The sequence below is a fragment of the Paenibacillus sp. WG02 genome (assembly GCF_055396115.1).
In genome coordinates this window covers 7,143,954-7,164,349 of the sequence record NZ_AP036016.1, presented here as the reverse complement: position 1 = coordinate 7,164,349, position 20,396 = coordinate 7,143,954, and the positions used below count along the sequence as shown (strand labels likewise).

At 43.4% G+C, this 20,396-nt stretch carries 16 protein-coding genes; 15 read left to right on the top strand and 1 reads right to left on the bottom strand.

Annotated features, from left to right (window positions below; all coding sequences use genetic code 11):
- Window position 1: 1 nt before the first annotated feature.
- From ACBP55_RS32285 to leuB, 3 genes are all read left to right on the top strand, one after another.
- Complete coding sequence (locus tag ACBP55_RS32285) at window positions 2-1,102, top strand: GerAB/ArcD/ProY family transporter (RefSeq protein WP_464647551.1); 1,101 nt, start codon at window positions 2-4, stop codon at window positions 1,100-1,102.
- On the top strand, window positions 1,099-2,217 hold the full coding sequence (locus ACBP55_RS32280; protein WP_464647549.1) for a Ger(x)C family spore germination protein: 1,119 nt from the start codon (window positions 1,099-1,101) through the stop codon (window positions 2,215-2,217). Before ACBP55_RS32285 ends, ACBP55_RS32280 begins: the two co-directional genes overlap by 4 nt.
- Window positions 2,218-2,367: 150 nt before the next feature.
- A complete protein-coding gene (gene leuB, locus ACBP55_RS32275; protein ID WP_464647547.1) occupies window positions 2,368-3,447 on the top strand; it encodes a 3-isopropylmalate dehydrogenase in 1,080 nt (359 codons plus the stop codon).
- A 556-nt stretch (window positions 3,448-4,003) separates the two neighbouring features.
- Here leuB and ACBP55_RS32270 read toward each other — a convergent pair.
- Window positions 4,004-4,795, bottom strand: coding sequence for a DUF2935 domain-containing protein (locus ACBP55_RS32270; RefSeq protein WP_464647545.1), 792 nt, complete (start codon window positions 4,793-4,795; stop codon window positions 4,004-4,006).
- 283 nt (window positions 4,796-5,078) lie between these two features.
- Between ACBP55_RS32270 and ACBP55_RS32265 the strand changes: the two genes are divergently transcribed.
- The 12 genes from ACBP55_RS32265 to ACBP55_RS32210 all read left to right on the top strand — a co-directional run bounded on the left by ACBP55_RS32265 (window position 5,079) and on the right by ACBP55_RS32210 (window position 20,358).
- Window positions 5,079-5,627: a peroxiredoxin gene (locus tag ACBP55_RS32265; RefSeq protein ID WP_029199224.1), complete on the top strand. Its 549-nt coding sequence runs from the start codon at window positions 5,079-5,081 to the stop codon at window positions 5,625-5,627.
- 85 nt (window positions 5,628-5,712) lie between these two features.
- On the top strand, window positions 5,713-6,102 hold the full coding sequence (locus ACBP55_RS32260; RefSeq protein ID WP_464647543.1) for a glycine cleavage system protein H: 390 nt from the start codon (window positions 5,713-5,715) through the stop codon (window positions 6,100-6,102).
- 149 nt (window positions 6,103-6,251) lie between these two features.
- On the top strand, window positions 6,252-7,997 hold the full coding sequence (locus ACBP55_RS32255; RefSeq protein WP_464647541.1) for a sensor histidine kinase: 1,746 nt from the start codon (window positions 6,252-6,254) through the stop codon (window positions 7,995-7,997).
- Window positions 7,990-9,675, top strand: a complete 1,686-nt coding sequence (locus tag ACBP55_RS32250) for a response regulator transcription factor (RefSeq protein WP_464647539.1) — start codon at window positions 7,990-7,992, stop codon at window positions 9,673-9,675. The genes ACBP55_RS32255 and ACBP55_RS32250 overlap by 8 nt, the downstream gene beginning before the upstream one ends.
- Before the next feature lie 139 nt (window positions 9,676-9,814).
- Window positions 9,815-11,521, top strand: a complete 1,707-nt coding sequence (locus ACBP55_RS32245; protein WP_464647537.1) for an extracellular solute-binding protein — start codon at window positions 9,815-9,817, stop codon at window positions 11,519-11,521.
- Between the two features lie 116 nt (window positions 11,522-11,637).
- Window positions 11,638-12,507 carry an ABC transporter permease gene (locus ACBP55_RS32240; protein WP_464653499.1) on the top strand — a complete coding sequence of 290 codons (870 nt, stop codon included), beginning with the start codon at window positions 11,638-11,640 and terminating at the stop codon, window positions 12,505-12,507.
- Window positions 12,508-12,525: 18 nt separating this feature from the next.
- The gene (locus tag ACBP55_RS32235; protein WP_464647535.1) at window positions 12,526-13,416 is read left to right on the top strand and encodes a carbohydrate ABC transporter permease; all 891 of its coding nucleotides are present in this window, start codon (window positions 12,526-12,528) and stop codon (window positions 13,414-13,416) included.
- A gap of 19 nt (window positions 13,417-13,435) precedes the next feature.
- Complete coding sequence (locus tag ACBP55_RS32230; protein ID WP_464647533.1) at window positions 13,436-14,695, top strand: Gfo/Idh/MocA family protein; 1,260 nt, start codon at window positions 13,436-13,438, stop codon at window positions 14,693-14,695.
- Between the two features lie 12 nt (window positions 14,696-14,707).
- Window positions 14,708-15,706 carry a metallophosphoesterase family protein gene (locus ACBP55_RS32225; protein ID WP_464653497.1) on the top strand — a complete coding sequence of 333 codons (999 nt, stop codon included), beginning with the start codon at window positions 14,708-14,710 and terminating at the stop codon, window positions 15,704-15,706.
- A 368-nt stretch (window positions 15,707-16,074) separates the two neighbouring features.
- Window positions 16,075-17,856 carry a cache domain-containing sensor histidine kinase gene (locus ACBP55_RS32220; protein ID WP_464647532.1) on the top strand — a complete coding sequence of 594 codons (1,782 nt, stop codon included), beginning with the start codon at window positions 16,075-16,077 and terminating at the stop codon, window positions 17,854-17,856.
- A gap of 4 nt (window positions 17,857-17,860) precedes the next feature.
- Window positions 17,861-19,081: a response regulator transcription factor gene (locus ACBP55_RS32215; protein WP_464647530.1), complete on the top strand. Its 1,221-nt coding sequence runs from the start codon at window positions 17,861-17,863 to the stop codon at window positions 19,079-19,081.
- Entirely contained in the window at window positions 19,078-20,358 is a 1,281-nt protein-coding gene (locus ACBP55_RS32210) for an ABC transporter substrate-binding protein (RefSeq protein WP_464647528.1), read from the top strand. Before ACBP55_RS32215 ends, ACBP55_RS32210 begins: the two co-directional genes overlap by 4 nt.
- Window positions 20,359-20,396: the final 38 nt, after the last annotated feature.

The window sequence follows — 20,396 nt, the reverse complement described above, 5'->3', positions numbered from 1 at the left end:
TATGAACAAATATTCGTTTAATCAAATCTCCTTGATACAATATATCTTAATTATATGTGAAGGCCAAGTCGGGATCGGTGTCCTATCTCTTCCCCGCGATTTAGCTAAAAAGGCTAGTACCGATGGATGGATAGCCATTGTATTAGGGTGGATTCTGTCTATGCTGCTAAGCCTGGTCATCATCCGAGTTATGGAGAAAAATCCTGGGCATACGCTATTCGAAATTTTACCCAAATACTTTGGTAAGTGGGTGGGTAAAAGTATAACCGTATTATGGATTCTGATTGCGGCATATGCGGCAAGTACAATCATGTTTTCAACCATTCATATTGTTAAAATATGGATCGTTCAGGATATACAGAACTACATCTTTATGATCCTGTTTACCATTCCCATCTACATGATTACCAGTCAGGGAATAAGGGGGATAGGACTCTTCGCTGAACTTGTGTTCATTGTCACTTTATGGATGCCTTTCTTATTGTTATTCGCACTAAAGGATATCGAGTGGATGTACCTTCTTCCGATTGGAAAAGAAGGATTGCTTCCCATTCTGTCTTCCGTAAAATCGACCATATTTTCTTTCCTTGGATTTGAAGTGGCTTTCATTCTTTATCCTTTTCTCAAGGATAAGAAATCAGCATCCAAAGGAATTGTTATTGCAAATTCATTAACGATGCTTATCTATTTAACGACTACATTAGTCTGCTTTATTAGATTCTCTCCAATGGAAGTCACAGATTACGTTTACCCGATGCTTAACTTATTCAAGGTTATCCAATTGCCTTTCGTAGAACGGCTGGAGATCATATGCCTGTCATTTTATTTGGTCGTGATATTTATGTCGGTTATACCTAGCCTCTATGTGGCTGTTTTAGGAACAAGTCAATTATTAGGCAAGCAGGATCATCGAAATCCTTTACGAATAATCGTATTCCTATGGATCATAGTATCATTCTTTTTTGTCCCTAGTGCTTCTCAAATAACTCAAATGGCCAATTCATGGGGGATGGCAGGTTTGTATAGTGCTTTTGTGTTTCCTATTTTCCTTTGGATTTACGGATGGATGTTTCATTTCGTTAGAAAGGAAGCGAAGCAATGAAGAGATTTACATTTCTTTCTGTGGCAGTGGCCTGTTTAATGTTCGTAACTGGGTGCGGTAAAGCCGTATATATAGAGAATCAAATGTTTGTTCTAACAGAGGCTATTGATTTTGATGAGAACAATAAGCTAGTCGTGTACACGTCAACTCCTGTTTTCAACAAAGTTGCCAAAGATAAATATAAAATCACATCCGCTAGAGCCGATACGATGCGCAAATCAAAAGGGGTCGTTGATAGTAAGACGAGCGGCAGCCTTGCATATGGAAAATCTCAAAATGTTCTCATAGGAAAAAGACTACTGCAGCATAGAAACGCCTTTCCCTATTTAGATGTTCTCTTCCGCGATTCCCGAGATGAAATTAATGCGAATGTGATTGTAATTGATGGGACCGTTAAAGATGTGATGTATACGAACATGAATGATAAAGGCCGAATCGCCGCTGTGATCAAAGATTTAGTAGATAGCACATATAAGAACGGAGTTACCGTACAGACTTCACTACAGCAATTTCATCAACAGGTAAAGGATAAAGGAATGACGCCTGCTTTAACTCAAATGAAACCAGAAAAAAATGAACTCGTCATTTCAGGTACTGTTCTTTTACATAAAGACGGTACCTACGCGACTTCTTTGAGTAATCAAGAAAGTGCTCTGCTCTTATTATTGCAGCGTGATACGAAAAATAGTATACCGTTAACATTTCACTTTCCTCCTGAAATGTTTGATGCGAATGAAAAAATGTCCTTTGTGAGTTTCAATATCAAAAAAGCAAAATATAAGCTCAAGTTTAAATTCGATGATGACCAAGTTACATTCGATATCGAAATGAAGGTTTCGATCGACTTGACGGAGCGTTTATTTACCATAGACTTAGAGGAGAAGAAAAAACAGCTGGAACAAGCCATTGAAAAAGAGTTGAAAAAAGAATGCGAGGACTTAATCAAGAAAGCTCAAAAATATCAAGTAGATCCGTTTCAGTTTGGCGTCCATGTACGCGCATATCATTATAAAGACTGGAAGAAGGTAGAGGATAACTGGGTAAAAGCGCTAGCTAAAGCAACGGTAAATGTTTCACCAAAAGTGATTATCAAAAGCACGGGTGTTTCCGAATAGTTACAGAGCTGCCTTAATAGGTGATGCCTATAAAAGCGATAGCTTTTATATCTAAAGAGAAGAGTCTACTTATGATACAATAAATGCAGCATATAACGATAGCAAATGCTTGCATGAGTAGGTTGCTAATCTAAGGAGTGAATGGTAGTCATGGCAGATGTGAAAAAAATTGCTGTAATCGCCGGAGATGGTATTGGTCCGGAAGTCGTTGCAGAAGCGGAAAAAGTATTGAAACGTACCGAAGAATTATTCGGTTATCAATTTGAAACAGAACACGCCCTATTCGGCGGTATTGCGATTGATGAGAAAGGGACGCCGCTTCCGGAAGAAACGCTGAAAGTTTGCCAAGCGGCAGATGCTGTACTTCTTGGAGCTGTTGGCGGACCGAAATGGGATAACAATTCCAAAGAGCTTCGTCCTGAAACAGGCCTGCTCGGTATTCGTAAAGCGCTTGGACTTTTCTCGAACATTCGTCCAGCTTTCATTTTTGACTGCTTGAAAGAAGCTTCCACGTTGAAGCCTGAAGTGCTGGAAGGAACGGACTTGATCGTTGTTCGTGAATTGACTGGCGGTATCTACTTCGGTGAGAAATTCCGTCGTGAAACAGCGAATGGTCAAGAAGCTGTCGATACTTGCGCTTATAATGTTACTGAAATTGAGCGTATTGCTCGTCAAGCATTTGAAATTGCACAAACACGTCGCAAGAAGCTTGCATCTGTAGACAAAGCGAACGTTCTGGAAACTTCCCGTCTATGGCGCGAAACTGTGAACCGCATTGCGGTTGATTATCCGGATGTTGAGCTAGAGCACGTGCTCGTTGATAACTGTGCAATGCAATTGCTGCGCCGCCCATCCAGCTTCGACGTCATCGTGACGGAGAACATGTTCGGCGACATTCTGAGTGATGAAGCAGCCATGCTGACAGGATCCATCGGCATGTTGGCATCCGCTTCTCTTGGCGAAGGCAACTTCGGCTTGTACGAGCCGGTACATGGCTCCGCTCCGGATATTGCAGGTCAAGGCATCTCCAACCCAATCGCAACCATTCTTTCGGTAGCCTTGATGTTCCGTTTGACCTTCGGTTACCACGAAGCGGCGGATTCCATCGAGCGTGCAGTGAAAGAAGTGCTGGATGCGGGTCACCGTACAGGCGACATCGCTGTTGATAAGAGTTCAGCAATCGGTACTCTTGCAATGGGCCAACTGATCGTAGACGCTATGCGTAAATAATAAAATAAGCTTGCCCGACGAGGCCTTCGAGGCTTCGGAGGGCGAGCTTTTTTTGACATAATAGAAAGTATAAGTTTCGAGGTAGAGCTTAAGGGTATCCCCTTTCTAAGGTGGCCATTCAAAAACTTCTGCAATTGTGCAAAGTCGGCTGTCGATTCATTGTGGACAAACGCTAACGAACTCAGAAAACGTTATGAAGCCCAAAAGCGGGCTTTTGATAGTCTAACGAATCGAGAAAACGCTACTGCAGGAAAGACAGCCCCAAATCACGCTTTTTCGCTAACGTAACGAGTCTGCGATTCGTTAGCCATTCGAGTATGCGCATGATGAGGACAATTGCGTGTGCACGGTTCGTTAGCTCTGCGACAGCTTCCAAAATCGGTCTGCAGAGAAAAGAAGATGATCATGGAGAAAGCGGATATGGGCGGTTGGAACCCTATATCCAATTCCCTCCCCAAGCTCAAACATATGGATTAGCACACAAAGGACCTGAGGCAAAGCCTCAGGTCTTTCTTTATAGGTCGACCTCTGACAGATAGAGTATCTAGTGTTAATCTTATTTTCTCGTTAAGCTGGCTTCAAACATATCAATAATAGATAGGAATCTTTCAGCCTCACGGAACACATGATCAGCAAGTAAAGGATGGATGATACTTTTTATACGACAAGCATCGATTAGATCCTTTGCTGTTTTTTTGAAATCACGCAGAGAAACGACAGAAACTCGATTCTGATCAAGGAATTGGCCCAGAAGCGGCTCTGTTTGGGACCCAGGACGCATTCCGCTTAAATCAATGGCTTGAAAGAGCAGCTGGTCGAAATCTTGACTAAAGTTGCGTGCTTGCTCAACGAGTTTTCGTTCGGACGGATCAAGAAGATGTCCGATGAACTTCGCATGGTCAGCCATTATTCTCAAGAAGAAAACATTTTCATCAATGATCGCATCGGGCAGCGGTTCTAATCGACCAGCATTCAATTCCTCTAATCGATTTCTAAAATAATTGGCCTCTCTGCTGGTATGATCAACTAATAAAGGCAAATTGTTGCCGCCAGGAAGTTTACATTGGATAATGAGACCCAAAACCCTTCGTTTAAAAGCCCAGATGTGGGTTGCGGCAAAGTGAGCTTCCATGTTAAAGCGTTTGATTTGCTCAGGATCCGTTAGCTCCGTGAATGCATGGGATTTGGCTTCTATTTGTTCAAAAGTATGATAAAAATGATCGGCTTCTTGGATTAATTGCGTATCCTCACACCGAAATCCCAGCTTCAGAAATAAAGAATGCTCTTTCATAATACGTGACCAGAATCGTATCTCATCCAACGAACGACTAACAAATTCATTTGACAATTCCGACACACTCCTCCAGAAGTTCTAATACTCTATGTATAATCTTAGGAGATGGCGCTTATGCAGATGTCGTGGAAATAGGACATCGAGTGACTTTCATCAGCCATGCCGCGGCGAACAGGGCAACTAAATACGTACATAGGAAAGCGGAATCGTTCATGTACATCAGCTCTTCATATTTTATAATAATTATTATGTTGTATCCGATCTAATTATTGACTTTCATCTAGTCCAATGGTACCATTTTATACGAATAAGATAGATTTGAGGAGGAATTATACCCATGGCAGAGCGTTTAGTTGGTAAACAAGCTCCAGATTTTACAATGGAGACAGCTACAGGTGACGGTAAAGAATTTGGTAAAGTTTCTTTGTCTGATTACAAAGGAAAATGGTTAGTATTGTTCTTCTACCCATTGGACTTCACATTCGTTTGTCCTACAGAAATCACAGCTTTGAGTCATGCTGCTAGCCAGTTCAAAGAACTGGACACTGAGATTCTTGGTGTTTCCATCGACAGTATCCACACGCACAAAGCTTGGATCAATACGCCAATCAATGATAATGGTCTTGGCCAATTGGAATTCCCGCTTGCTGCTGACATCACGAAATCCGTAGCACGTGACTACGGCGTTCTGATCGAAGAAGAAGGTATCGCGCTTCGCGGTCTGTTCATCATCGATCCAGAAGGCGAATTGAAATACGAAGTTGTTAACCACAACGACGTAGGCCGCAGCGTAGAAGAAACACTTCGTGTGCTTCAAGCGCTTCAATCCGGTGGATTGTGCCCAATGAACTGGAAACCAGGCGACAAAAACCTGGTTGTAAAATAAGTTTGATATCAAGATGACGAAGCTCCTCTTGCCCTCATGCGAATGCGGGCGGAGGAGCTTTTCCTTAGGCTTGGAGGAATTGGGCGTGTCACTGTCAGTACAACTAAAATATACAAGAGATCACTACTGGATTCGGCTGGATGGGGAAAAAGCGGTTGTCGGGTTAACGGAGTACGGCATTAGCGAGCTGGGTATGATTGTTTTTATCGAGCTCCCAGATCAGGATACGCATGTGAGAAGAGGGGAATTCATTGGCTCTGTTGAGACTGTGGCGGATGACGAACACGATCTCCTAGTCCCTTTATCCGGTCAAATAACAGCAGTTAATCGGCTGCTGGAAAGAGCGGTAATGCTGATTCACGAATCCCCCTATGACAAGGGCTGGCTATTCACGATTCAGTGGAGTCAAGAAGCCGAACTGGAGCAGCTATGGGAAGAGGAAACTTATATACGGGAGTTTTCGTTGGAAGACTGAGTACGGGGTCTTAAAAGTCAAGAATGCAAGACCGCTTCATTGGGGTCCAGCATTCTTTTTTTATTTAGCATATAAGGTAGACGCTTCCATAAAAATTTTTGGTATGATGAGAGATGATCGAAATATGAAGTGTCCAACCGGGAGGAAATGTGAAAAAACCAACAAAGCTGCCCAAATTGTACGTTTTTCAAAAAGTCATTATCGTGTTCACCGCATTGATTATTCCTGTCTACCTGGTAAATCTGTTGATGAATATGATGGGGCAATCATTTATCAAACAGGAATTTTCGAATTCAATCCAGTCCAAAGTGCAATTTTACTCGAACCAGTTAGATGACCAAATCTCTTTCATCCGAAACCAGCAGTTGCAGGTCATCAACGATTCCGATCTTCAGAAGCTAAACTTTTTATCAGGTACACTTGATGACTTTGAAGAAATCCAACTTGTAAAAAGAGTAAAGGAACGATTGGCCACCATCCAGAACTCCAGTGAGTATTTGCTCAATACCGGGGTATATTTGAAATCATTTGGTAGAACGATCTCTACGCAAAGCGGAATCACCGAGCTGCCGAATCAGGAGTATGAGGTGATTGAACAATTTTTTAATTATTCGCCCAAACCATCCTTATACTACAGCAATGGCCGATTGTTTTTTATCGAGTTTGCAAATAATTCAAGTGTCATCGTCTATCTGGAGCTATCCGTTAAAAAATTGGAAAAGACACTGAACCAACTAGTAGGAAATTATGGCGATGCCGGTGCTGTTCTCACAAATGAAACCTTTAGTTTCGATATATCACCTAAGCATGAAGATGCCATTGTCCAAAGTATATACAATACCGTTTCTAAAGAGCAGAATAACAAAACTTTGGATAGCAATGTCCTTACTGTCAGAGATCAAAGTTACTGGGTCGCCTACAACCGAATAAGTACGCTCGGACTAACACTTTATTCTTATGTAAATCAAAATGAACTCACCGGGTCTCTCAAGAAATTCAATGTTTGGCTAATCATTATGTCTGTGGTCTCGATGGCCATCATTCTTGTTTTTTCATTTTCAGTCAAAATGATGATTCACAATCCGCTGAGAGAGTTGATTGCGGCATTCAAAACGCTGGAAACGGATAACCTGAACATTTCGATAAGGCCGAAAAATGACATTGAGTTCGGTTACCTGTATAGAAGCTTTGACAAGATGATAGACAAGCTGAAGCAATCGATTCAACAAAATTATGAACAGAAAATAGCGCTGCAGCATTCTGAATTAAAGCAGTTGCAGTCGCAGATCAATCCACACTTTCTCTACAATGGATTTTTCAATATTTACATGATGTGTAAGGCTAGAGATTATGAAACAGTTGCCACATTTGCTCAGAAGCTGGGCAGTTATTATCAGTTTGTTACAAGAAGCGGAGAGGATGAAGTACCGTTCGCCAAGGAATATCGACATGCCATGGATTATGTGGAAATCCAACGTATTAGGTTCTCCAATCGGATTCAAGTCATAGCGGATGAAATTCCCGATGCGTGCAAACATCTCATGGTACCGCGACTGATTCTGCAGCCTATTATCGAAAACACATTTGAGCATGCTTTTGAGAACGAACGCAAAGGCGGCAGTATCCATATCAAAGTTACGTGTGAGAATCATAGATTGTGCATATGTGTGGAAGATGATGGAAATAAAATCACGGAAGAGCAGATTCATTCTCTGGGAGAAAATCTTGCGAATTCCTTCAATGTGCTTGAGAAGACAGGCATCATCAATGTTTGTAATCGAATCCGGCTGAAATATGGCGAGCACAGCGGGCTATTCGTATCCCGAAGTGAATATGGAGGTCTTAAAGCAGAAATCATCATTCAATTCAATTATGGAGGCGGCAGCGATGCATAGACTATTAATTGTTGACGACGAGCCGGCAATTGTCGAAGGACTTGTCCAGATGTTTCAGGAAAGAGAGGAGTTCGATCTCGACATCTGCAAGGCTTACTCCGCGTTTGAGGCGATTGAAATTATCAAAAAAACGAAGATTGATGTCGTTCTCAGCGATATTCGCATGCCGGAGAAGAACGGTTTGCAGTTGATGGATGAGATCTTATTTTATTGGCCTTCCTGCAAAATTATTTTTTTGACGGGGCACAACGAGTTTGATTATGTGTACACGGCCATTCAAAAAAATGTGGAAAGCTATATTTTGAAAACGGAAGAAGACAAGGTTGTCATCGGTGCAGTTACCAATGCGTTATCGAAAATAGAGGATGAGCTCACGAACCATGATCTTGTGGATAAGGCCCGGAAGCAAATGCTGGTCATGGCACCGCTATTGAATAAGGAAATGTTCGAAGCATTACTTTTAGGCGAAAATGTAACCGATCTTTTATCCGAAGACCTATTTGCGGGACAAGCATTAAAGCTGAAGGGTGATGCCCCTGTATTGATCCTTGTTGGCAAAATGGACTGTTGGCCGGAAGGCATGTCGTACGCCAATAAACGAAACACGCTGTACTCCGTTAGGAACTTAGTTGAGCAATACTTGCCTTCCTCGATGATAAATGAAGATATTGTGTATGAAAATTCGACCATTGTTTGGTTCATTCAGCTGAATTCGGATACGGACAGGTTTCGAAGTGAAGACGATGCCATCGATTGGGGAGGCCTTGTCACCTATTTGAAAGGAATACTCGAATCGGTTCAAAATGCGTGCCGCGATCTGCTTCAAATGGACGTTTCTTTCATCATTTCCAGGGGAGCAGTCGAATGGGACAGCATCCATAAGGAATTTGAACTTATGAAAGCGATGATGAAGAAAAGATCCGCTTCTGGGCTCAAAATGACGATCATGGACCTCGGCATGACGAACGAATTTTTCAAAGTAGAACCTGCGAAGGTTTCCGCTTACTCGGATGAGTTCAGCAAAAAACTGCGATTGCTTGAAAAAAGGCTGGATGAAGGGGACGTGCAGCAAGCTGAAATCGTCAGCAGGGATTTGATCAACAGCTTGAAAGATGAAATAGCTCAAAACTACCTTGTCGGTCTAGAAAGGTACTATATGTTTGTGCTTGTTTTCTTAGCCTATATCAATGGGCAAAACATTACGGAAAACATCAAGGAACATAGTCATTTCGAAAATTTTGCTATGATGGACATTCCCGGTGACTGGCTAACTACGGAAGCCTTTTATTTAGAGCTCGGCAAACAGATATGCATGGAGAAAAAAGAGCAAGTTGACAAGGGCGAGAATTTGTTAGTTGAGCGCATTCACAGGTTTATTAACGAAAACTTGGGTGGAGATCTTTCCCTTGCGAGAATCGCTGAAGTGGTCTATTTTAATCCTTCGTATCTTTCACGTTTCTATAAGCAGCTTACAGGGAGGAATCTTTCCGACTACATCAATACAGCCAAAGCGGAAGCAGCGGTGAACATGCTTGAGGACATGCAGGTGAAAATCAATGAAATTGCTTTGAAATTGGGATTTGAATCTCCTTCCTACTTCACGGCATTTTTTCGGAAAATGAAAGAGATGTCACCACAGGAATTTAGGGATGCAATCATTCATAAAACGAGGAAGTAAACAAAACAGAACGATGTAAATAGTTTATTATAGCGGGTATTCGCCCCCCGGCATTACAATAAAAGTGTAAAGCTCGAGCCTTTACCATAGATCGTTAACAACATTAGTTCTCAATTCGCGAAAATATGGGGGGTAAAACATGAAAAGAAAGCTGGTCAGTTCTGTTCTCATGACTACACTGATGGTTACATCGTTAGCGGCTTGCAGTACTAAAAATGAAAGCGCTTCAAGCTCTACAAGTACGCCGCAGCAAACTGCCAATACCCAAAAGAATGAAACCGTAGATCCGTTGGGGAAATACGCTCAACCGGTCACCGTTACCGAAGTGCTGGGCTTCCGTCCTCCGGAAGACCCGAAAACGCCAAAGGGAATTACGCCCGATCAGAATGCTTATCTGAAAGATTTGAAAGAAATGCTGAATATTGATCTAAAATATTTGTGGAGCGTACCCACCGAACAATACGAGCAAAAGTTTTCCCTTGCTGTTGCTTCCGCAGATTTGCCTGACATCTTGGATTTGGATGCGCTGCAATTTGAGAAATTGAAAAGTCAGGGCATGCTTGCAGATTTGACGGATGCTTATACTAAATACGCATCTCCCGCTTTGAAGAATTATATGCAGGTGGATGGCGGGTTTGCTATGAAGACCACAACAACCGATGGCAAGCTCTTGGGTATTCCTGGTTTCGAGGATCCGTATTTATCGACACAGCTATTGTGGATTCGGAAGGATTGGCTGAACAATCTCAACCTGCAGCCTCCGAAAACCATTGACGATCTGGAAAAAATAGCCGATGCCTTTGTCAAAAATGACCCTGGCAAAACCGGTAAAAATGATCGGTATGGCATTGCGATGCAGAAAGCCCTCATTGGTTGGGGATTTGATGCGCGGGGTGTTTTTAACGGCTATGGTACGGCTCCAAAAGCTTGGATTAAAGGGAAAGACGGCAAGCTTGCAGCGGGTGAAATCCAGCCTGAAACGAAAAATGCTTTGGCCAAGCTGCAGTCCTGGTATCAAAAAGGGCTTATTGATAAGGAATTTGCGCTGAAAGACGAGAACAAGGTTGTGGAAGATATCGTTGCCGGTAGAGTCGGTATTTCGTACGGTGAATGGTGGTACCCGAACTGGCCGCTCAATATTAACAAGGATAAGGATCCAAATGCGGAGTGGGAAGCTTATCAAATTCCATCGCTGGATGGTCAGCCTGGGAAATCGATGGTGGGCAAGGTGCGGATGAGCCACATTATTGCTGTAAATAAAAAAGCGAAAAATCCGGAAACTGCGATTAAGATGATTAACTTCTACCTCGAAATGGGCAAAAAACAGTATCTGGAGAAAAACAAAGCGGAAAACGGGTATGTTTACAATTGGTTCGTGCCTAGAATCTACAACCCTGCTCAAATTGAAACCATCTATACAGAGGTTAACAAGGCTTTGGATGCCAAACAAGAAGCGATTACGCTCAACGATGATAATTATAAAAATGTCGCGGACGTATTCAAGGCAACCAAAGAGTTCCTTGCAGGCGATACGACGAACGCAACCAAAGGCTCCAACTGGGGTCAATACTACAGCCGTGCAGCCAAAAATGGCGGTTGGGGCATAACGCGCCAAATTCGTGACAGCAAACAAGTGTTCTTTAACGAGTTCTACGGTGTTCCAACGGAAACACAGGTCGAGAAGGGGGCGCAGCTGGATAAACTTCTCGACGAAACGTATACAAAAATCATTATGGGCGCACCAATAAGCGAATTCGACAAATACGTAGAGAGCTGGAAGAAGCTTGGCGGAGACGATATTACGAAGGAAGTCAACGAGTGGTACACGAAGAATGCCGTAAAGTAAGGTGAACCATAGAACGGGGGAGAGGAGTTTCTTACAATCTCTCCCCCATTTTTTTAAAAGGGAACGTTTGAATTTGTATGCGATTGGAGGCTTCACAGTTGAGAATAAAAACAGAGATGCCGCTGCATCTGATGCTGCTGCCTGGCGTGTTGGTAACACTTGTATATGCTTACGGCCCTATACTGGGAGTCGTGATGGCTTTTCAAAAGTTTGAACCCGTGCTTGGTTTTTTTAAATCGAAATGGGTCGGGTTCAAAAACTTTAAATATGTATTCAATCTGCCGGACTTTCATCAGGTCATGTGGAATACGATACTCATTTCATCTTTGAAAATTGTATTTTCCTTGCTCGTTCCACTCGTATTGGCGCTTCTACTGAATGAGATTACGAAGAAATGGTTTCAGCGAATGATCCAGACGAGCATTTTTTTACCGTTTTTTCTCGCGTGGACCGTGTTGGGCGGGGTCATTCTTGAGTTATTTTCTTTGAGAGGACCGATTAACGACCTGATTTCAAGCTTTGGTCTGGAACCGATTATGTTCATGGGGAGCAACAATTGGTTTCGAGCCATCATGGTCGGTTCGGATGTTTGGAAAGGTATGGGCTATAATATGATCATTTTTCTGGCTGCCATCACTGGCATCAACGCAAGTCTTTATGAGGCTGCAGAAGTAGATGGCGCTGGCAAATGGAAACAAATGATTCATATCACATTGCCGGGAATGATGCCCATCATTATTCTAATGAGCACATTAAGTCTGGGTAATGTATTGAACGCAGGATTTGATCAAATTTTGATCATGTATAATCCAACCGTTTATCAGGGTGCTGATATTATTGACACGTTCACTTACAGGCTCGGTCTATTCAGCCAACAGTTTGCGCCTGCAGCGGCAGTGGGGTTGTTTAAGTCAGGCATTTCCGTCGGTTTGGTGTCGTTATCGTATTACCTTGCGTACAAATTCAGCAATTACCGAATATTTTAGACGGCTGGGGGATTTCATATGGTTTATAAACCATCGCTAAGCAGAAAGCTTTTCGTCGTGATGAATGCTTTGGTACTGACATTCATAACAATTATTGGGATTGTGCCGTTCATTCACCTGTTGGCTGTATCGTTAAGTTCCAATACGGCGGCAATGGCCGGCGAAGTTAAGCTTTTGCCGATCGGATTTACACTCGATGCTTACGTTTATCTCGGACATAAGGTGGAGTTTATTAGGTCTCTGCGTGTTTCGGTGGAAAGGGTCGTGCTTGGAACGGCAATCAACATGTTTCTGGTTTTCATTACTGCCTATCCGCTTGCCAAAGAAACGGAGCAGTTTCGCTCCCGAACTGTGTATGTGTGGTTTTTTGCGGTTACGATTTTTTTGGGCGGAGGACTTATTCCGACGTATATGATCGTGAAATCGACCGGGCTGATTAATACGATCTGGGCGCTTATTTTGCCTGGAGCACTCAATGTATGGAATATGATTATGATGCTGAACTTCTTCCGAGGCATTCCGAAAGAAATGGAAGAGGCGGCTACGATCGACGGGGCTAACCATTGGACGCTGCTGTGGAAAATATATTTGCCTGTATCGTTGCCAGCGATTGCAACCATTGGGCTTTTTACGATAATAGGACACTGGAATTCTTGGTTTGATGGCATCCTTTATATGAACTCACCGGACAAATATCCGCTGCAAACGTACCTTTCCACCTTAATAACAGCCATGAACGCACAAATGCAGTCCGTCAATGTCGAGCAGCTCAAACAGCTGGAGAATCTCAGCGAGAAAACGCTGCGTACTGCACAGATTTTCATGGGTGCGCTGCCGATTCTTATGGTTTACCCGTTTGTGCAACGATATTTTATCAAAGGTATGACAGTAGGCAGTGTGAAGGAATAACAATAAGGCGGGATAGACAATGGGGAAAATAACAATTGCATTAATCGGAGCTGGACAAAGAGGCGTCAATTATATGGGGTATGCGCTGGAACATCCGGATGAGCTGCAGGTAGTTGCCGTTGCAGAACCGAACCAACAGAGAAGCCAGAAGTTTAAATTGCTGCATGGATTAGCTGATGAGATGTGTTTTGAGAGCTGGGAGGATTTATTGGCAGGACCTCAACTGGCGGATGCCGTGCTTATTTGTACGCAGGACAACATGCACTATGAACCGACGATGAAAGCGTTGGAAGCGGGATATCACGTACTGCTCGAAAAACCGATGTCTCCCGATCCGCTGGAATGTATCCGTATGGGTGAGCGTTCGGAACAATATGGGCGAGTATTTTCGATTTGTCATGTTCTTCGCTATACCGATTTCTTCGGAACAATCAAAAGGTTGTTGAACGAGGGAGCGATTGGCCAGCTCATGTCCATAGTACATAATGAGAATGTCGCGTATTGGCATCAGGCGCACAGCTTTGTCAGAGGCAATTGGCGCAAAACCGCCGAATCGAGTCCGATGATTTTGGCCAAATCCTGTCATGACATGGATATTATCCTTTGGCTGGCAGGGGCGGATTGCACCAATGTTTCATCTTTCGGATCGTTGTCTCATTTTAAAAAGGAGAATGCCCCGGAGGGAACTCCGCAGCGATGTTTGGACGGATGCCCTGTCTCGGATCAATGTTTATACTATGCGCCTAAAGTGTATCTTACGGACGATATAGAATGGCCTACTTCTGCGATCAGCGATGATCCTAGCTTAGAAGCCCGCACGAAAGCGCTGCAAGAGGGCCCGTATGGAAGATGTGTCTACCATTGTGATAATGATGTCGTTGACCATCAAGTGGTCAATTTGGAGTTTGCTAACGAAGTGACGGCTGCTTTTACGATGAGCGCATTTACGAATGACTGCAGTCGAACCCTCAAGCTGATGGGAACGAAAGGCGAAATTCGCGCCGCTATGGAGAAGAACGAGATTGAAGTGATTGATTTTGAAACAGGCACGACAAAGCAAATCTCACTTGAAAATCCGGGAGGGCACATTGGTCACGGAGGCGGTGACTTCGGCCTGATCCGCGATTTTGTGAAGCTGGTTCAGCAGGGTGGGCAAGGAAATGGGTTAACTTCAGCAGCTCAATCGGTGCAAAGCCACCTAATGGCATTTGCTGCGGAGCGGTCTAGGGTTGATCGAAGAGTGGTTAATATGAGAGAGTTTACATATGACGGAGCATAGGTGAGGTTGATGATGAAAAAACGATTAAAATTCCGAGACGATGGAACGTTTGTCATCGTACAATTTTCCGATGTGGAATTTCTCGACGAATTTGATTATGACCCGGAAACACCGAAGTATGATTCAGAGACAAGAGCGCTTATGGAACGAATCATCGAAGCCGAGAAGCCCGATCTCATTGTATTTGCCGGTGATGTAATCGCGAGTAACCGGGCGAGAGATCCGATTCATTCGTTCCGCCAAGCCGTTGATGCAGCAGAGATGAGCTGCACGCCATGGGCGGCCGTGTTCGGCAATCACGACTCGGAAGGCGAAGTGCCGAGGAAAACGATGCATGAGCTGCAATTGCAGCATGAATATTGCGTGGCGGAACCGGATCCAGAAGGCGTTAACGGGGCCGGGAACTTTGTCGTCACTGTGGCAGGCAAGAACGATGACACGGCTGCGGCGCTATACTTCGTGGATAGCGGTGACTACTCCTCAATCGGCGATCGGGTAGGCGGATATGACTGGATTCGCAGAGATCAAATCAACTGGTATGTGGGCAAGTCGCGAGAGCTGACAAGGGGAAGCGATGATCAACCGCTGCCTGCGCTCGCCTTCTTCCACATTCCCTTGCCGGAGTACAATGACGTGTGGGATTTTCAAATATGCTACGGGCATCGTTATGACTCTTGCTGCTCTTCTCCTGCTATTAATTCAGGTATGTTCGCAGCAATGGTGGAGATGGGTGATGTCATGGGGACGTTCGTCGGTCACGACCACGGCAATGATTTTTGGGGAACGCTTCATGGTATTCGTCTTTGCTACGGACGTTCTACGAGATATGTAAGCTACGTGGATGGTGTGCGTCACGACCTAGTGCCTACAGGAGCGAGAGTCATTCGACTGAAGGAAGGGGAGCGCCGGTTCGATACGTGGATTCGTCAGAATGACGGAACTGTTGTGGAGGAGCAGCCCGAGCATCGGCCGGAAGGTAGGAAGGAGAACGTTGAGGCGTTATTTGGTTGAAAAACACCAGAAATGATGAGGAAGAGGAACGAGGAGGCGTTATTTCACGGTTTTTTGTCTCCGAATCGCCCCTTTTGATCAAATAGCGCTCTCACGTTCCTCTTATACGATTTTATTCGCATATTTCCCGAAATAGCGGCCCTACGTTCCGCTAAATAGAGTTCGGGGTGGCTTTCTATTATAGTCGAAACAAAAGGGCTGTCCCAGTTCATAATGAACTTTTGGGACAGCCCCTTTTTGATTGAAACATTTCTACGGACTGATTTTTTTATCAAAGACCGAATCCTTTACAGATATTGGTGAAACAAATCACAATGCTAAGAGGTTAGAATAATAGTAAGGTGATTTTAAATAAAAGGAGTATTTTTGTGAAGAGCATTCAAAGCCGTTTATTGATCATGCTGCTTGTTTTTATTATCCTACCGTATTTTCTGTCCATGCTATTGATTTATAGGCAAACGAAAGAGAATGTGGAACGGCATGAGCTTGAGAACAGCCGCGAGCAAATTGGGCAGGCGTCCGAAGACCTGGAGCAATACTTTGATGACATCGTTAATCTTCCATATATTTTATACCGAAATCCCGACTTGTTCATGATTTTCGAAAAAGGCTTCGATAGTTCCCTTTATTTCAACCAGCTTGAAATCTATAAAGGTATGACAACCTTTTATCTGATGAGGAACGAAATTAGGCAGGTTCGGTTATACATCGAAGAAGGAAAAAACTCGTTTACGGTTTATAATGCGATGATTAGCGCCCGCAAGCGGCAGCCGGATTTATTGAAAAATGCCGATATTCAGAAATTATTAAACTCGGATTCGAACTTTTTAATCGAACCGCCTCATCAGATTGAAAATTATAACAACACATCCATTATGCCCGAATCGGATAAAACGATGGTATTGACGATCCATCACAAAATCTTGGACGCCCTTTCGAAAGAATTTCTGGGCATCATCACGATAGACATCGATTTAGACAAATTTGCTCGCATCTCCAATCATTTTATCCAAAAAGATAAAGAATCCGTATTGCTTTCCGATTCGGACGGTCATGTCATCTATGCAAGTGATGCAGCCATGATTGGCATGGCCGTTCCGGCAGAATTAGAAAAGAAAATCAATCAGTCGGCTGCAGGGGCACAGTTTGCGAATGGCGATATTATCTTTTCCAAAACGTTGTCGGAGCCGTTAAATCAATGGCACTTTGTTAAGATAACCTCGAGCAAATTTTTATTTAATGACGTGAGAAAAACCGCCTACACGAACATCATCGTCGGTGTAATCGTGGGAGTTCTGGGCTTAATCATGATAGCCATCATATCATATAAGATTACTCGTCCGATCAAGCTGCTTAGCCGGAAAGTACTGAGCATTGAAGGAGGGAACATGAATGCTCCGTTTGACGATAAGAGAGAAGATGAAATCGGCAATCTGGAGAGGCATATCAAGGACATGATGAACCGGATCAATCGGCACATCGACCGTGAGTACAAGCTGGAGATTGAGAACAGGAAGAACCAGCACAGGGCGCTAAAGTCCCAGATTAATCCTCACTTTTTATACAATTCCCTACAATCCATTGGAGCGGTTGCCTTATTGAGCGAATCTCCTAGAGTATACGAATTGGTAGTTTCCCTGTCCAAAATGATGCGGTACTCCATTCGTGTAGATCAAAAGGCCACAGTTCGGAGTGAGGTGGATTATGTAAGAGCGTATTTGAACCTTCAAGAGGAGCGTTTTCAAACTGATTTTAGCTATTCCATCGACATACCCGAGGACATTCTTGATATTTCAGTTCCGAGTATGATTTTGCAGCCGCTCGCTGAAAACTTCTTTAAACACTGTTATGAAGAGGGGTTCGAACAAGCCCACTTGCGTATTTACGGTGAATTGCGAGGTGAATATTTGAATCTGGTTGTGGAAAATAACGGCCGCAGTTTGACGAATGATGAGCTGACGGCACTAAAAAATAAAGTCTACACGCCGGTATACGAAGGAAACTACTCGCCTCAGCATATCGGCTTGAAAAACATCCATGACCGCTTGGTTCTTAATTATGATCCGACAGCAGGAATATTACTTGATTCGATGCAGGGACAAGGGTTTTCCGTGCAGCTGGTGATTCCAATCTACCTCAAGGAGGATTGATGTAATGAAAGCTCTTATCGTGGATGATGAGACCAATGTAAGGAAAATTATTCGTTTTATGGGACAGTGGCAGAAACATGGGATTACCGACATTTTGGAAGCGAGAAATGGTGAAGAGGCAAAAGCGTTGATTGATCTGGAAAGTCCGGAAATCATCATGACAGACGTGAAAATGCCCAAAAAGAACGGGATTGAGTTGATTGAGTGGTTGGATGCCAATTCCTATCCGGGAAAAGTGATTTTGATTACAGGGTTTGACGACTATTCCTTCATGCGTAAAGCGATTAAGCACGGCAGCTTCGATTATTTGTTGAAGCCTATCGAAAAAGAAATGCTAAACGAAACACTTGCGGGAGCGGTAGAAACCTGGAAAAAAGAAGAGGAAGAACGCAGCCATGTAGAGCATGGCGTCTATGAAGAGGCTAAGAAACTTCTCTTAAACAGGGGGGTTACCTCTGCATGTAATGGGGAACTTTTTGATTCCGACGAAATTGCCATGTCTCTTCCGCAAGCGGACGCATACGATCTTACATTAATTTATTTTTACCAAACCCATCATTTGGATCCCTACCTCCAGCATTTGACGGATGAGCTGGTTACTCGGGAATGGGGGAATGCCTATGCTCTTCAGAACGACCCTAATGTCTGTGTGATACTTTCTGTTCACGGCCAATTCTTTCCGATAGAGGAATGGATTACCCAGCACATTGATATTCCCGTTCGTTTGGTTAGCGGCTCTCCAATGACATCGCTTAAAGAACTCCCGCAATCTTTTCAGTCTGCCCAAAGGGCATTGGCAGAGCAAAACTTCAGAGCCATACATCGTTTGACGGATTTGGATGATGCCAGGCGTATGCATGACATTGTTGCTTTTGTAAATGAACATTATATGCAAGAGTTAAGTTTGGACAAACTGTCAATCCGATTCTTTCTGAGCCGCGAACATATCTCACGACGCTTCAAGCAAGAAATAGGGATGACCCTATCCAACTACGTTATTCAATTAAGAATAAAACAAGCTAAACAATGGTTAAGCCAAACGGACGAGAAAATGTACTCGATTGCATTAAAGCTCGGGTACCAGGATGAAACTTACTTTTCGAAATTGTTTAAACGAATTGTTGGCAAGACACCTCTTGAATATCGGAATGAGGAGGGAAAACGGGAAATAACGGAAGTGGGATTGCTTCAAAAAAGTTGTAAATGTAACGAGGGGGAATCATGATAATCAAGGTTTTTCAATGCCTTTTAGCCGGGTTGCTAACCCTAGCGCTTTCTTCTTGCGGGGCGGACAATCGTTCGATGAAGGAAATAGATACAAGAAGTCCAGATCAGAGCATCACTTTGGAAGTGCTTAATCCTAAAGTGGAAATTTCCACCGAGTTCGAGCAGATGGTAAAGGAATACGAGAAGGAAAATCCGAATGTTAAACTGAATATTTTGACCTTTGGCGGAGGGGCAAACTACCTTGCTGAATTGAAAGCAAGATTTGCAGCAAATAAAGGTCCCGATATCTTCCCTAACGGCGGTTATGAAGAAGCGGTAGTCTGGAAAAGGTATCTGGAGGATTTATCCGATCAGCCGTGGGTGGGAAATGTGGTTGATGAGGCCCTTGAGCCGATGAAGATGGACGGGAAAATTTACGGGATGCCTGTAAATTTGGAAGGCTACGGCTTTATCTATAATAAGGATTTATTCGCAAAGGCCGGTATCAAAACATTGCCAAAAACGCTCTCCGAATTAAAGGCAGCGGCGGAAAAGCTGCATTCCGCAGGTATTACCCCTTTTGCAGTCGGATATTCAGATAGTTGGTTTTTCATTCTCATGTTGAATATTGCTTTTGCTCAGCAGGACGATCCGGACGCTTTTATTCAAGCTTTGAACGACGGGACGCAAACCATCGAAGGGAACAAAAAGTTCGAAGATCTGACTCGAATGCTGGATTTGACCGTTCAATATGGCAATAAAGATTTTCTGACGACAGACTATAATACCGAAGTCTCTTTGTTTGCAACCGGCAAAGCTGCGATCCTTAAACAAGGGAATTGGGCTCAATCTAAGATTGATCAAATAACGCCGAATATGAGCATCGGTTTCTTACCCATTCCAATTAATGATGATGCCAGAAATGATGCCTTACCGGTGGGAGTATCCAATAACTGGGTTGTAAATAAAGAATCTTCGCCGGAGAAAAAGAAAGAAGCCAAGAAATTCTTAAACTGGATGGTTTCATCGGAACAAGGCAAAATGTTTATGAAGGACCAATTCCATTTTATTTCTGCGTTTAAAAATATAGAGACGGACCGTTCAGGACCGCTCGTGAACGATATTATTCGTTACACAAAGGAGAAGAAAACGTTGTCCTGGAACTGGTTTAAATTTCCTTCGAGGGCAAGAGAAGAGTTCGGCTATGCCATGCAAGCCTATGTAGGCAAACAGCTTAACCGCGATCAATTGCTTCAGGAGTTCCAAAAGTCCTGGAAAAAGGCTGAGCAGAAATAATTGGCTGGTCTAGTTGAATCAATATAAGCCTGTAAATC

Bases quoted from the DNA above. Each gene is read 5' to 3' on its own strand.
- ACBP55_RS32285 (WP_464647551.1), top strand. From the start codon at position 2: ATGAACAAATATTCGTTTAATCAAATCTCCTTGATACAATATATCTTA.
- ACBP55_RS32280 (WP_464647549.1), top strand. From the start codon at position 1,099: ATGAAGAGATTTACATTTCTTTCTGTGGCAGTGGCCTGTTTAATGTTC.
- leuB (WP_464647547.1), top strand. From the start codon at position 2,368: ATGGCAGATGTGAAAAAAATTGCTGTAATCGCCGGAGATGGTATTGGT.
- ACBP55_RS32265 (WP_029199224.1), top strand. From the start codon at position 5,079: ATGGCAGAGCGTTTAGTTGGTAAACAAGCTCCAGATTTTACAATGGAG.
- ACBP55_RS32250 (WP_464647539.1), top strand. From the start codon at position 7,990: ATGCATAGACTATTAATTGTTGACGACGAGCCGGCAATTGTCGAAGGA.
- ACBP55_RS32245 (WP_464647537.1), top strand. From the start codon at position 9,815: ATGAAAAGAAAGCTGGTCAGTTCTGTTCTCATGACTACACTGATGGTT.
- ACBP55_RS32240 (WP_464653499.1), top strand. From the start codon at position 11,638: ATGCCGCTGCATCTGATGCTGCTGCCTGGCGTGTTGGTAACACTTGTA.
- ACBP55_RS32235 (WP_464647535.1), top strand. From the start codon at position 12,526: ATGGTTTATAAACCATCGCTAAGCAGAAAGCTTTTCGTCGTGATGAAT.
- ACBP55_RS32230 (WP_464647533.1), top strand. From the start codon at position 13,436: ATGGGGAAAATAACAATTGCATTAATCGGAGCTGGACAAAGAGGCGTC.
- ACBP55_RS32225 (WP_464653497.1), top strand. From the start codon at position 14,708: ATGAAAAAACGATTAAAATTCCGAGACGATGGAACGTTTGTCATCGTA.
- ACBP55_RS32215 (WP_464647530.1), top strand. From the start codon at position 17,861: ATGAAAGCTCTTATCGTGGATGATGAGACCAATGTAAGGAAAATTATT.
- ACBP55_RS32210 (WP_464647528.1), top strand. From the start codon at position 19,078: ATGATAATCAAGGTTTTTCAATGCCTTTTAGCCGGGTTGCTAACCCTA.